Source organism: Streptomyces tendae, assembly GCF_014650435.1.
Classification (GTDB): Bacteria; Actinomycetota; Actinomycetes; order Streptomycetales; family Streptomycetaceae; genus Streptomyces; species Streptomyces tendae.
Genome location: NZ_BMUY01000011.1, coordinates 214,439 through 228,302, shown reverse-complemented (window position 1 = coordinate 228,302; position 13,864 = coordinate 214,439). Strand labels below are relative to the sequence as shown.

Here is a 13,864-nt window from a genome sequence, read left to right as displayed (position 1 = left end):
TCAGGCGGAATTCTCCCGCTCCGGGAGTTCCGCCGCCGCGAAGTTACCTGTGCGTTCCGCACCTCGGAGTGGTGACAGCCGCAACTGTCCGAGGCGGTACGCCGCGTGACAGCGTCGTCTCCGTCAGCCACCGGTGGGAGGGAGCAGGCGTGAACAAGGGCTACGCCGTGTACTGCGACGCGGACCCGTACTTCTACGACGCCCCGCACCGCACGGCCGACCGGACCGGAGCCGCGCGCTCCCGGTACGCCGCCGCCTCCTCGCCCGTACCGCAGGGGTGGCAGCGCCACGAGAGCGGGGACTGGCTCGCCCTGCGTCCGGCCGACGCCGACCTGCCCGCCCAGGGATGGAAGATCCACGTCTCCGCCTGCCTCGACAACGCGGAGTCCGTGCTCGACCGGGTGTGGCGGCACTGCGTCGACGGCGGTACGGCCTTCAAGTTCGTGCCCAGCCGCTACCTGCTGCACCAGCGCAACGCCAAGTACGCGGACCGGGCGGGCAGCGGCAAGTTCGTCACCGTGTACCCGGCCAACGAGGCGGAGTTCGAACGGCTCGTGGGAGAGCTGTCCGAGCTGCTGGCCGGCGAGCCCGGACCGCACATCCTGAGCGACCTGCGGATCGGCGACGGGCCCGTGCACGTCCGCTACGGCGGCTTCACCCGGCGCGACTGCTACGACGCGGACGGGGAACTGCGGCCCGCCGTGTCCGGCCCCGACGGTGTGCTGGTGCCCGACCTGCGCGGTCCGGTCTTCCGCATCCCGGAGTGGGTCGAGCCGCCCGCCTTCCTGCGCCCGCACCTCGACGCCCGCTCCGCGGTGACCGTGACCGGCATGCCGTACACCGTCGAGTCGGCGCTGCACTTCTCCAACGGCGGCGGCGTCTACCTCGCCCGCGACACCCGCACCGGTGCGCGGGTCGTCCTCAAGGAGGCCCGTCCGCACGCCGGGCTGGCGGCCGACGGCGCCGACGCCGTGACCCGGCTGCACCGTGAACGCCGGGCGCTGGAGCGGCTGTCGGGGCTCGCCTGCACGCCGGAGGTGCTCGACCACCTCACGGTCGGGGAGCACCACTTCCTCGTCCTGGAGCACATCGACGGCAAGCCGCTCAACACGTTCTTCGCCCGCCGGCACCCGCTCATCGAGGCCGACCCGGGCGAGCGGAGACTGGCCGAGTACACCGACTGGGCCCTCGACGTCCACGCGCGGGTGGAACGCGCCGTCGCGGAGGTCCACGCCCGGGGTGTGGTCTTCAACGACCTGCACCTGTTCAACATCATGATCCGGGACGACGACAGCGTCGCCCTGCTGGACTTCGAGGCCGCCCACCACGTCGACGAGGCGGGACGCCAGATCGTGGCGAACCCGGGGTTCGTGGCGCCTGCCGACCGGCGTGGGGTGGCGGTGGACCGGTACGCGCTGGCCTGTCTGCGGCTCGCGCTGTTCCTCCCGCTCACCAGTCTGCTGGCCGTCGACCGTCACAAGGCGGCGCACCTCGCGGAGGTGGTGGCGGAGCAGTTCCCGGTGGACCGGGCCTTCCTGGACGCGGCGGTCGACGAGATCACGCGCGTCGACGGGAGCACGCGCACCGACGGGAACACGGGCCTCAAGGAAAGAAGCACGCGTGTCGACGGGAGCACGCGCGTCCACCGGGCCCCGGCGGCGCGGCGGCCCGCCGGGCCGGTGGCGCCCGTCCGGCCGGACGACTGGCCCCGCAGCCGGGACTCCATGGCGGCGGCGATCCGCGCCTCCGCGACGCCCTCCCGCACGGACCGCCTCTTCCCCGGTGACATCGCGCAGTTCGCCACGGCGGGCGGCGGGCTGGCCTTCGCCCACGGTGCGGCGGGGGTGCTGTACGCCCTGGCCGAGTGCGGGGCCGGACGGGACGAGGACGGCGAGCAGTGGCTGCTGGAGCGGACCAAGCGAGTGCCGTCGGGCATGCCGCTCGGTTTCCACGACGGGCTCGCCGGACTCGCCTGGACCCTGGAGCGCCTCGGTCACCGCGACCGCGCCCTCGACCTCGCCGAACTCCTCCTCGACCAGCCGCTCGACCATCTGGGCCCGGACCTGCACGGCGGCACCGCCGGTCTCGGCCTGGCCCTGGAGTCGCTGGCCGCCACCACCGGTCAGGCCGCGCTCCACGCGGCGGCGCTGCACTGCGCAGAACTGGCCGCCGACGGACTGCGGGGCGAGGGCGTGCCGGCCGACCGCGTCAGCCGCGGCCGTGCCGGGCTGCTGTACGGCGGCGCGGGGCGGGCCCTGTTCTTCCTCCGGCTCTTCGAACGCACCCGGGACTCCGCCCTCCTCGACCTCGCCCGCGACGCGCTGTGCCAGGACCTCGCCCGCTGCGTCCGCGGCGCGGGCGGCGCGCTGCAGGTCGACGAGGGCTGGCGCACGATGCCCTACCTGGGCGCCGGCAGCGTGGGCATCGGCATGGTGCTGGACGACTACCTGGCGCACCGGGCGGACGAGGAGTTCGCACGGGCCGCGAACGAGATCGTGGCCGCGGCCCAGGCGATGTTCTACGCCCAGCCCGGGCTCTACCGGGGCGTGGCCGGAATGGTCCTGCACCTCGGCCGCACCACGGCCACGGCGCCCGGTACCGGGCCGCGGGCCGTACGGCGCCAACTGGACGCCCTGTCCTGGCACGCCATGTCCTACCGCGACCGACTCGCCTTCCCCGGCGAGCAGATGATGCGCCTGTCCATGGACCTCTCCACCGGAACGGCCGGATGCCTGCTCGCCGTCGCCTCCGTCCTCGGCGACGCGCCCACCGGACTGCCGTTCCTGCCGCCGCCGCGCCGAAGCGGCGGCCCCCCGACTCGGCTCCACCAGGAGCCGTGAGAAAAGCACACCCCTTGCTGAACGAAAGGAAATCGTCATGAACCTGTTCGACCTGCAGTCGATGGAGACCCCCAAGGAAGAGGCCATGGGGGACGTCGAGACCGGGAGCCGCGCGAGCCTCCTGCTCTGCGGCGACAGCAGCCTGAGCATCACCACCTGTAACTGACGCAGGAGCTGACGGCCAAGGCGACGTGGTGAGTCATGTCGCCGGGCGCGGGCGCCCCGGGTTCCGGCCCGGGGCGCCGACGCCTGCCCGCGCACGACGTACGGAGGTTCTCACCGGTGCGAAAGAGCAGGCCCGTGCCGCCGCAAGCGCCGGGGCGCGCCCTGGAAGCCCTGGTCCTGCTGTGCTCGGTCGCGGCGGCCGCGGCGGCGGTGGCCCAGCCCCTGGCCCTCGGCCGCACCCTGGATCTGCTCCTGCGCGACGGCGACGCCGGATGGTGGCTCCCGCTGAGCGCCGGACTGCTCCTGGGCGAACTGCTGCTGGACAGCGCGACCTCGCTGTTCACCGGCCGCTGCAACGCCACCTGGACGGCGTCGGTCCGCACCCGCGCCCTGCGTGGACTGCTGCGCGCCGCCCCCGAGCACGCGCGGCCGTACCCGCCGGGCGACATCGGGACCCGCCTGACCCTCAACGCCGCCGACGCGGGCGGGGCTCCGGCGGCCCGTGCGGCGCTGGCCGCCTCACTGATCACCCCGCTGGGCGCCCTGGTGGCGCTGGCGCTCGTCGACGTGTGGGTGGCGCTCTGCGTGCTGACCGGTCTGCCCGCCCTGGCGCTGCTGCTGCGTTCCTTCGCCCGCGACACCGGCGCCACGGTCGCCGCCTACCAGCGCACCCAGTCCCTGATCGCCTCCCGGCTGCTTGAAGCCCTGGAGGGCGCGGACACGATCGACGCCGCCGGAACCGGCGAAAGGGAGCGGGCCCGTGTCCTGGCACCGCTGGCGGAACTGGGCGCGCAGGGCCGGCACATGTGGGCGCTGCACGGACGGGCGCTCGGCCGGAGCGGTGTCCTGGTCCCGCTGCTGACGCTGGCCGCCACCGCCGTCGGCGGGCTGCGGCTGGCGGCCGGCGAACTGAGCGTGGGGGACCTGCTCGCCGTCGGCCGGTACGCGCAGCTCACGGCCGGCGTCGGCGCGGCGGCGTCCCTGCTCGGGGCCATCGTCCGGGCCCGCGAGGCACGGCGCCGGACCCGGGAGCTGGAACGGCTGCCCGCGACGGCGTACGGCACGCGGCGGCTGCCTCCGGACGGCCCCGGAGAGCTGCGGCTGTGCGGAGTGCGCGTGCTGCGCGGCGGCAGGGAAGTGCTGCGCGCCGACGGCGTACGGGTGCCTGGCGGCAGCACGGTCGCGGTGGTCGGCCGCAGCGGGGCGGGCAAGTCCGTCCTGGCGGCCGTCGCGGGACGGCTGATCGACCCCGACGAGGGACACGTCCTGCTGGACGGCGTCCGGCTCGACCGCTTGACGCACGACGCGCTGCGCACCGAGGTGGCGTACGCCTTCGAACGCCCCGTACTGGGGGAGGGCACGGTCGCGGAGGCGATTGCCGCCGGGGTGCGGCGGCCGTCGCGCGAGCGGATACGCCGAGCCGCCCGGGCGGCGGGCGCCGACGGCTTCGTACGCCGGTTGCCGCACGGGTACGACACCCCGCTGCCGCGGGCACCCCTGTCGGGCGGGGAACACCAGCGGCTCGGACTGGCGCGGGCCTTCGCGCACGCCGGGCGGCTGCTGGTGCTGGACGACGCCACGTCCAGTCTGGACACCGCCACGGAGCACGAGGTGGACCTGGCGCTGCGGCGCTCGGTACGGCCGGGGACCAGACTCGTGGTGGCGCACCGCCCGTCGGTCGCGGACCGGGCCGACCTGGTGCTCTGGCTGGAGGACGGACAGGTGCGCGCCGTGGGAACCCATCGCGAGCTGTGGCACAGGGCGGGGTACCGGGAGGTCTTCGGCGCCGACGCCGACGCCGGCGAGGGAGCCGATGCCGGTGCTGATGTTGATCCCGGTACCGGTGTCGGCGGCAGTGGCCCCGGGGCCGTACGCCGTCCCGAGCCCGAAGAGGCGCGCCCGTGACGTCCGCCGAGGCCGGGACACTGCGCCGCCTCGCACCGCCGGCCCGCCGCTTCCTCGCCCACCGCAAGGGCGTGCTGGTACGGCTCGCGCTCTGGTCGCTGGCCGAGTCGGGGCAGGCGTTTCTGGTCGGCCACGCGGTCGCGCGCTCCGTCGACGAGGGGTTCCTCGCCGGTGATCCGCGCCGGGGACTGCTGTGGCTCGGGATCGCGCTGGTCGCCGTATTGTCCGGCGCCCGGGTCGTCCGGGGCGTGTTCGCGCAGCTCGCCGGGGTGACGGAGCCGCTGCGCGACGGCCTGGTGCGGCGTGCGGTCGACCGGTCCATGGCCCGGGCGGCACAGGGCGGACCCGGCGGGACGGACCGCGCGGCCGTCTCGCGGCTGACGAACCAGGTCGAGATCGCCCGGGACAGCTTCGCCGGCCTCGTCCTCACCCTGCGGTCCTTCGTCTTCACCGCCGCCGGCGCGCTGCTCGGCCTGCTGTCCCTGCACCCGGCCCTGCTCGTGGTGGTGCTGCCCCCGCTGGCGGCCGGGCTCGCGCTGTTCCTGTTCACGCTGCGGCCCATGGCGGCCGCCCAACGCCGGGCCCTGGCGGCCGACGAGGCGTTGGGCGACCACGCGGCGCGGGCGCGTACGGCGTTGCGGGACCTCGCCGCCTGCGGGACCGGACCCGGGACGGAGCGGAGCGGCGCGGACCTGGTCGCCGACGCCGCCGCGGCGGCCCGGACGCTGGCCGGTTGGGCGGCGGTGCGTACGGCGGCGCTCGGCGTCGCGGGCCACCTGCCCGTGCTCGCGCTGCTGGTGGCGGTGGAGTGGCTGCGCGGGCACGGGGTGAGCGTGGGGGCGTTGCTGGGCGCGTTCACCTACCTCGTCCAGTCCCTGCTGCCCGCCCTGCACACCCTGATGACCGCGCTGGGCGCGGCGGGGTCCCGGCTGCTGGTCGTCCTCGACCGGATCCTCGGCCCGGAGCCGGAGCCGGAGCCGGAGGTGGAGGTGGAGGTGGAGCTGGGGTCGGGGCTGGAGCCGGAGCCGGAGCCGAGCATCGCGAGCGCACCGGTGGCGGCTTTCGCGGTGGACACCGCCGCGGCCCCGGCGCTGGAACTGCGGGCCGTCACCCTGTCCTACGGCGTCCGCGCCGAGCCCGTGCTCGACGCGCTCGACCTGTGCGTCGCGCCGGGTGAACACCTCGCCGTCGTGGGACCGAGCGGCATCGGGAAGTCGACCCTCACCCGCCTCGTCGCGGGAACGCTCGCGCCGAGCCGCGGCGAGGTACGCGTGGCCGGCCGCCCGGTGACGGGGCGCCCCGCCGCCGAGCTCGCCGCACTCCGGGTGCTGGTCCCGCAGGACGCCTACGTGTTCTCCGGCACCGTCGGCGACAATCTCGCGTACCTGAGGACGGACGCGTGCCGGACCGAACTCGACGCGGCGGTCGGGGCGTTCGGTCTCGGGCCCCTGGTCGAGCGGCTGGGCGGGCTGGACGCCACGGTGCGCCCCGCCGAGCTCTCGCCGGGGGAGCGGCAACTGGTCGCGCTGGTCCGCGCGTACCTGTCGCCCGCCCCCCTGCTGCTGCTCGACGAGGCCACCTGCCATCTCGACCCGGCCTCCGAGGCCCGCGCCGAGGAGGCCCTCGCCGGGCGGGCCGGAACCCTCGTCGTGGTGGCGCACCGGCTGTCCTCGGCGGTCCGTGCGGACCGGACACTGGTGCTGGACGGCGTACGGGCGCAGTGCGGTAGGCACGCCGAACTGCTGGGCCGTTCGCCTCTCTACCGGGAACTGACGGGACACTGGAACTCATGACGCGTCAGGTCCAGCCGGCGCTCTGGACGATGCGGATCGCGTCGACGCGGTTGCGGGCACCCACCTTCCGGACCGCCGTGGCCATGTAGTTGCGGACCGTTCCCCGGGACAGGTGCAGACGCGCCGCGATCTCGGCGATCGGCGCCCCCTGCGAAGCCAGGGCCAGCACGCCAAGTTCCCTCGTGGTCAGCGGCATCTCCGCGCCCTTCAGCAGGGCCACGGTGAGCGTCTCGTCCAGGAAGCGTTCGCCCTGGGCGACCGTGTGCACGGCGGTGATCAGCCGATGGGCCGGGGCGTTCTTGTCGACCAGCCCGAGGGCGCCCCCGTCGAAGGCCCGGCGCAGCACTCCCGGCCGCTTGGCCGTCGCCAGGACCACGAGCCGGTCCCCGTACCGGGCCCGCAGGCGTCCGGCGCCTCCGTCCTCCGGCCCCGTCAGGCACTCTCCGTCCACGACACAGACGTCGGCGGGCAATGCCGCACCCAGCTCCGGACCGTCGGCGTCGAGGCAGTGCGAGGACACGTCCAGCGTGTCGTCGGATCTGAGCAGTTGCACCAGTGCCGACCGCAGCAGTTTCTCGTCGTGCACCACGGCAATACGAACCATCTCCCCCACCCCTTGTCAGCGGCGGCCCCGTTCGGGCCGCCGGGCTCCGCGCGCCCCCGCGCCATCGGGCCATGTGCCCCCATCCGGGACGGCGGAACACGACGCGTACGCACGTGCGAACCGCATCGGAGGCAATTCGCCGTCGTCAGAGCCTTGTCGGGGGACGATCGAGACGGGTGCGGCGGAGAAGAAGGGCGGATAACACACCAATCCGCCGGACGACTTCGGCCCGTGCGTGAACCGACGAGAGTCCGCAGTCTTCGCGTGGCGGCCCCTGGCGTCCTGGCCAGGGCGGTTTCCGCGGCCCGCGGCCGGCCGCGCGCGCCGCCCGGGCCCGGCCGGCCCGCGGTCCGGGCCCCACCGGCCCGCGGTCCGGGCGATACCGGGCCCGGCCGAAAGCCGCCGCTGTCCAATCTGGCGCGAAAGGCACCGCGCGGTCGGCTCCCGAGGCTGTCGGTGGGTGCCCCTAGTCTTTGGCCAACGCCACAGCGGAGTGTGCCGATTCAGGGGCCCCGTGTGCTGTGCCGTGTGTACCTAGTAGTGGGAGAGGCGAAGAGCTGATGGGTTGGCTGGCAGCGGGCGACAGGTACGAAGTCGCCCTGGTGGAGGGCCGGGTGGTGGCGCGGCCCACCTCGGCGACGGGGACGGCGACGGAGGGGAAGCGGGAGCGGACGCTGCCCGCGGAGATACGGGACCGCCCCGAGGTGGTCGAACTCCAGCGCTTCGCCGAGTGGCTGGACCGGCACGCCGCCGAGTGCGCGGCGCAGGTCGACAACTGGATGGTGTCCTCCCTCCCGGTGCCGACCGGGCTGCTCGCCCGCGTGTGGCCAGACGAGGCGTGGCAGGCGGCGCTGCGTGACATCGTCGTGGTCGGCGAGGGCCCCGACGAGGTCGGCTTCCTGCGCGACGCGGACGAGTCGGACGGGCTGCGGGTGGTGAACCTGGACGGCGAGACCGTCCGCCTGACCCCCCGTACGGTCACCATGCCCCACCCGGTGCTCCTCCCCGACCTGGAGGAACTGCGCACCTTCGCAGCAGAGTTGGGTGTCGTGCAGGGCGTGGAGCAGATCCACCGGGCCACCTGGCCGGCTCCCGGGGCGGCCGAGGACGGCGACACCGACGTGGTCAACGAGTTCGCGGGCGCGGAGTACCGCTCGTGGTTCCACCTGTCCGCCCGCGCCACCTCCCTCGGTTACCAGATCTCCGGGAGCCGCATCGTCGACCGCGTCCGGGACGGCGGTCGTGTCTTCACCGCCTCCGTCGGCATGAGCGACCCCTACACGGAGGACAAGGCATGGACCGGCGGCCTGAGCTGGAGCCACGGGGACGGGTACCGGAGCCTTCCGCTGCACGAGGTCGGCCCCGTCGCCTATTCCGAGGGCATGCGGATGGCGGCGGCCCTGCACGCGGGCCGCACCGTGCCCACGGACGGCGCCGAGTGAACGCCACAGCGATACGCACACCCACGAAAGGCACGCGATCATGAGCGACGGCACGACACGGCACGGGGCGGCGGAAGAGGTGGCGGAGCTGCTGCGCGCCGGAGCCGTACTGCCGCCCGGCACCACCGGGGGAGGCGACCGGGCCGTGCCCGTGTTCACCCGGGCCTACCGGCATCCGGGTCTGGACGACCGGATCGTCGTACGCCTGACGCCCGCCGACCCGTCCGGCACGGAGCCCGCCGCAGGAGAATCCGCAGGAGATCCCGCAGCCGGGGACGGAGGCGGATTCCTCGGACTGCTGCCCGTGGGCGAGCCGGTCGAGGTCGGCGTCGGACAGCACCGGGCCATGGGCTTCCCCGAGTGGGTGCTGGTCCGTCACCCCTCCGACGGCCATCTCGCGATGTCGCTCGTCGAGGAGATGAACAAGGTCGCGCGGACGGTGCGCGCCCGGGCGAAGAAGGCCCGCGCCACCTACGAGTCGATCGGCGCGCGCCTCGCGGGTTCCGTGCCGCACTTCCTGCCCACCTTCTACGAGGAGGCCGGCCGGGTGTTCCTGGCCGCCGGCGACAAGGCGTACGGCTCCCAGATGTTCGTCAACGCGCGCAAGGCCGAGACGGCCCACGCCCTGCCGTTCGACGAGGCCCGCATGGACGCGGTGTTCCTGGAGTTCGCCCTCGCCGACGCCATGCCGACCAAGGTGCTGTCCAGTTACGCCAAGGGACTCTCGTCCAGGGTGCCGGCCGCCACCGCCTACCGGCACCTGCGCGGCCTCTTCGTCCGGCTCGCCGCGCACGGCGTGGCCCCGTCGAGCCCCGGCGCGGGTGAGTTGCGGAAGCTGGCGAAGGCCGTCGCCGGCAAGAACGCCCTCGTCGAGGAGATGGCGTACCTGCGCGAGGTGCTGCCGCTGCCCGGCACCCTCAAGGCGCCGCCCGGCTGGTGGAAGGCCCACCGGGCCGCCCTGCTGGAACTGACCCGGCGCGAACCCGCCGCCCGCGGCACCCTGCTCGGACTGCTCCCCTCGGAGTGGGAGCACGAGGAACTGGGGCAGTGGCTCGACCTGCTGGAGAAGACCGGCGCCAGCGAGGGACTGTGCGACGCCACGCTGCCCGCCGAGGCCCGGTCCCCCGACGGCACCGCCGGCTGGGCCCGCAGGTTCCTCGCCCTGTGCCGCACCCACGAGCGGTCCATCGCGCCCTCCGAGCTGTACCCCCTCCTCGACCGCATGGCCGGTGCCCTCCGCGCCGAACTGAACGACGAGAACGGTACGTTGCGGCCCCCGGTCGGCGACGTCAACCTCCTCGACCAGCTCCTCGCCCTGGACGTCCCCGTCGGCGACCCCGAGGACCGCCCGTGGCTCAACCTCCAGGACTGGGCGGCCGGCGACGAACGGCGCGACCTCCTCGCCCTGGCGGCCGACACCCGCTTCCGGGAAGTCTTCCGGAGCGGCTGCCCCACCTACGAACGCGAGGGCATCGACAAGCGCACCGTGTCCCGGCTGGCCGAGTCGCCGGGCGGCCGCCCGATGCTCGCCGAGTGGGTGGCCGGGGTCAGCCGCGAGTACCTCACCAGCGGACTGGGCGACTTCGCCCTCAGCAGTGGCCCGTTCCAGACGCTGAACTGGCTGCCGGGCGAGATCCTGGCGACCGCCGAGCAGGAGGTGCGGGACGCGCTGGGCACCGGCATGGCGCCCGTACTCGCCCGCGCGCTGCGGAACGGGCTGGTCGACGAACTGGGCTGGCCCGCCTGGGACGAGGCGATCGGCTCGTCCGCGTCCCCACAGGAGGCCCGCGCGACACGCGTGGCCGAGGCATGGCCGCACCTTGTCGTCCTTCAGGGCACGCACGCCCGGGTTCTCGGCACGCGGGGCACGGTCCTCAGTCACGAACTGCGCCTGCCGGACGACGCGGGCCGCCCCGACGTCCGGTACGTGGACGGCGGACTGCTCGTCTCCTGGTACGTGTCCGCCACGTCCACCTCTTACGGCTACTGGTACCACCCCGACACGGGCATCTCGCCGACGACCGAACTCGTCGGCGCCGTCCACGACTCCTTCACCTGCCACGCGGACGGCAGCGGCGGGACGAACGGCATGCCGCCCGCCTCGCTCCCGCTCCCCGGGGGCGGCATCACCACCGGCCGCGGCGTGCTGCGGGCCGGGGACACCCACGTCCCGTGGCGGCGGCGGGTGATCAGCGACGGCACCTCGTACTGGGTCTGGGTCGACGACTGGTCCCGCGAGAAGAACAGCACCTGGCACGCCTACGACCCGGCCGACGACACCGAGGGGGAGCGCGGCGGCCCGGACTGGTTCGCCGAGGGACTGCGCGCCGCACCCGAGGGCAGCACCCTCGGCCCCTCCTGGCTGCTGCCCGCCCCGTCCGCCGAACCGGGCCCGGTGTGCGCCCCGGTGGACGGGCTGATCGGCTGGCGGGTGATCATCCGGCCCGACCGCTCCCGGCAGGGAGAGGACCTGGCCGGCCGCTCCGTCGTCGTCCCGTGGCGCGTGGGCGGAAACCCGGAGAACGTGCTGGTCTTCCCCGGTACCGACCGGGCCGTCACCGTCCTGCGATGGTCGAACGACATCCAGCTGCGGGACTCCGACCACGCGGTGCTCGCCCGGTTCAACCGTGATCAGACGGCCGGCCCGTTCTCCACGGGTACCCCGGTGCTGCCGCCCCTGCGCTACTGGCACCTGCTGAGGCCCCGCGACCCGCAGGGCTCCGCGGCACTCCGCCGGGTCGGCGACGATGTCGCGGCGGCACTGCTGGCGGCCGCCGTGGCCGAGACGACCGGGGACGGAGCGGCGGAGGCCGGGACGGCAGACCGGGAAGCAGTGCTCGAACCCGTCCGCACCCTGTTCCCGGAGGTCACCCACGAAGCCCTGCTCCGGGGCATCACCGGCGTGGCGCGCTACGCCGCCGAGCAGCAGCGTGTGCTGGACGGGCTGCTCGCCCGGCTGGACTCGGCGGTCCGGGGCGTCACCCCGGAGGAACCGCGGCCCGCGCTGGGCGACCGCCTGCTCGCCTCCGCGCTGAACGGCGCCGGCCTGACCGAACGCGACGCGCGCTGGTACTACGACTTCCAGCACAGCCTCTTCGAGCTGCCGCAGCTCCTCTCCCGGTCGATGAAGGGCCTGACCGAACCGGCTCCCGCGGGCATCTTCCACCTGTCGCTCGCCAAGCGGGAGCCGTTGGAGCACCTGAACGCGGTGGCCCTGCCCGAACTGCCCGCCGTACTGGCGCTCCGGGCGGCCTCGGAAGCCACCGTGGAGGAGCACCGGCAAGCCTTGGACACCTTCCTCGGCGAACTGGACGCGCACGGGCTGACGGAGCTCGACCCCGGCCACTGGCGCCGGGTGCACCTGGCCTTCGACCCGGACACCTTCGACGGGCCGGGCGACACGTACGGGTACAGGAGGGGGACCGTGCTCGACCTGGAGGGCGGCGCGTTCCTGGTCTTCCCCGACGACTGGTACCAGTTCGTCCGCGAGCACGGACCCCACGAGGTCAAGGGCAGGCACTACGGCGCGGTTTACCACGACCCGTCCGGCCGCTTCGAGACGCCGGCCCCCTACACGCCGGTGTCCGAGGAGCCGTTCGTGCCGGAGCCGACGCGGGCTGCCGGCTGGGTCGCCGCCTTCCGCGCCGAGCTGGCCGAGCGCGGCCCCGTGCCCTGGCGCCCCGAGGCCGCCGAGGAGTTCGCCCGGCTCACCGGGGTCACCCCGACCACGGCCCGGCTGGTGCTCGTCGGCGTGCCGCAGACCGACGACAAGCGCGCGAACGTGCCCTCCGCGACCCTGAAGGTCATCGGGGTGAAGTCGGCCGACGCCCGCGTGTCCAAGGACGAGCTGAGATCGCTCGACAGCGCCGCCCTGCGGGCCGTGGTGGCCGCCCTGCTGCCCACCGAACCGTCCCGGCTCTGGACGCACGGCCCCGACACCGCCCGCGCGGCCGAGGTGTGGAACGAGCGGCTGGGCAGACGCACCCCGCTGCCCGAAGACGTGTTGCACGACGCCGTCCGCACGATCGAACCCGTCGGCTGGGCACCCGCCCACGCCCTGCGGGGCTTCGTCGACCTGGCCACGGAGCCCCGCCTGACGACGGACCTGACCTGGAGCCTCGGCCGCTACTACGTGGAGACCGCCGAGCAGACGCCCCGCTTCGACAGCTCGGTCCTCAAGGGGTCGGTGGCCCTGGCCGCCTGGCTCGCACACCGGCTCCCGTCCGGCGACCCGCTGCGGGCCACCCTGCCCGGCGTACTGACCGCACTGCGCGAGCGACTGGCCCACCCCGGCCTGCTGCTCGCCCTCGACCGGCGCGGGATCGACTGGGAGGCGTTCCGGCGGGCCGCCGGAGACCCCACGGAGACCGGCGACGACTTCGAACGCCACGGCGCGGTCGTGCTGGGCACCGAGCGGACGGAACCGCTCCCCGCCATCCGGACGGCCCTGCTGGACGCCGCCGGCCACGACCCCCACCTCGCGGCGCTGTACACCGGTGAGCGGCCGAACGCCCAGGAAACGGCCCTGCGCCTGGTCCACGACCGGCCGTTCGCCGAACTGCTCGCCGATCCGGGCAACCCCCTGGCCGGCGAGCGCGACGCGGACGGGCTGTGGTGGCCGCAGGACCCCGCCCGCTCCGTGCCCGACCTGGTCGGCGAGGCCGCCAAGCGGTACGGCATCGGCGAGGACGCCGCCGTCCTGTACCTGATGCTGCTCGCCATGCCGGACCCCACCGACCGCAACACCGCACGCTGGACCGGCTGGGGCGGGCAGCGCGGCGGCACCGCCCGGTTGCGCGCCGCCCGGGCCGAGCTCGCCGCCACCGACCTGGTGCTCGAGGGCAGCCGCGCCAAGGCAGGACGCTCGCTGTTCCTGCCCGGCGGCTGGACCCAGCCGGGCAACCCGCACCTGCCGCTGGAGCGGTGGAAGCTGCCGATGTACGACCTGCTGGAGGGGGAGGCACCCGTCCTGGGAGTCGTCGTGCCCACCCGGCCCGTGGCCGCGGTGTACCGGGATGCCTGGCAGCGCGTCCAGGACGGGGACGGACCGCGCCTGGAGGAGCTGGAGGTGCCGCGACCGAGGAAGCGCCGCCGCTGACGACTGCCGGGGGAGGG

At 74.6% G+C, this 13,864-nt stretch carries 7 protein-coding genes; 6 read left to right on the top strand and 1 reads right to left on the bottom strand.

Features of this window, described 5'->3' with window-relative positions:
• Nucleotides 1-149 precede the first annotated feature (149 nt).
• The 4 genes from lanKC to IE258_RS28030 are packed head-to-tail and all read left to right on the top strand — an operon-like array spanning nucleotide 150 to nucleotide 6,703.
• A complete protein-coding gene (gene lanKC / locus IE258_RS28045; protein WP_189747941.1) occupies nucleotides 150-2,840 on the top strand; it encodes a class III lanthionine synthetase LanKC in 2,691 nt (896 codons plus the stop codon).
• Nucleotides 2,841-2,877: 37 nt separating this feature from the next.
• A complete protein-coding gene (gene ramS / locus IE258_RS28040; RefSeq protein WP_003972313.1) occupies nucleotides 2,878-3,006 on the top strand; it encodes a mycelium formation morphogenetic lantipeptide SapB in 129 nt (42 codons plus the stop codon).
• Between the two features lie 35 nt (nucleotides 3,007-3,041).
• Nucleotides 3,042-4,910 (top strand): ATP-binding cassette domain-containing protein, encoded by a 1,869-nt coding sequence (locus tag IE258_RS28035; protein ID WP_189747939.1) that lies wholly within the window; start codon nucleotides 3,042-3,044, stop codon nucleotides 4,908-4,910.
• A complete protein-coding gene (locus IE258_RS28030; protein WP_189747937.1) occupies nucleotides 4,907-6,703 on the top strand; it encodes an ATP-binding cassette domain-containing protein in 1,797 nt (598 codons plus the stop codon). The genes IE258_RS28035 and IE258_RS28030 overlap by 4 nt, the downstream gene beginning before the upstream one ends.
• 4 nt (nucleotides 6,704-6,707) lie before the next feature.
• Here the strand turns inward: IE258_RS28030 and ramR are convergent, their stop codons facing one another.
• On the bottom strand, nucleotides 6,708-7,316 hold the full coding sequence (ramR, locus tag IE258_RS28025; protein WP_189747935.1) for a two-component system response regulator RamR: 609 nt from the start codon (nucleotides 7,314-7,316) through the stop codon (nucleotides 6,708-6,710).
• A gap of 551 nt (nucleotides 7,317-7,867) precedes the next feature.
• Between ramR and IE258_RS28020 the strand changes: the two genes are divergently transcribed.
• The gene (locus IE258_RS28020) at nucleotides 7,868-8,749 is read left to right on the top strand and encodes a DUF4132 domain-containing protein (RefSeq protein ID WP_189747932.1); all 882 of its coding nucleotides are present in this window, start codon (nucleotides 7,868-7,870) and stop codon (nucleotides 8,747-8,749) included.
• A gap of 40 nt (nucleotides 8,750-8,789) precedes the next feature.
• Entirely contained in the window at nucleotides 8,790-13,847 is a 5,058-nt protein-coding gene (locus tag IE258_RS28015) for a DNA-binding protein (RefSeq protein ID WP_189747930.1), read from the top strand.
• Nucleotides 13,848-13,864 lie beyond the last annotated feature (17 nt).

What these genes read in the sequence shown, in the direction of transcription:
- ramS (WP_003972313.1), top strand. Translation starts at nt 2,878, where the DNA reads ATGAACCTGTTCGACCTGCAGTCGATGGAGACCCCCAAGGAAGAGGCC.
- IE258_RS28035 (WP_189747939.1), top strand. Translation starts at nt 3,042, where the DNA reads ATGTCGCCGGGCGCGGGCGCCCCGGGTTCCGGCCCGGGGCGCCGACGC.
- IE258_RS28015 (WP_189747930.1), top strand. Translation starts at nt 8,790, where the DNA reads ATGAGCGACGGCACGACACGGCACGGGGCGGCGGAAGAGGTGGCGGAG.
- IE258_RS28020 (WP_189747932.1), top strand. Translation starts at nt 7,868, where the DNA reads ATGGGTTGGCTGGCAGCGGGCGACAGGTACGAAGTCGCCCTGGTGGAG.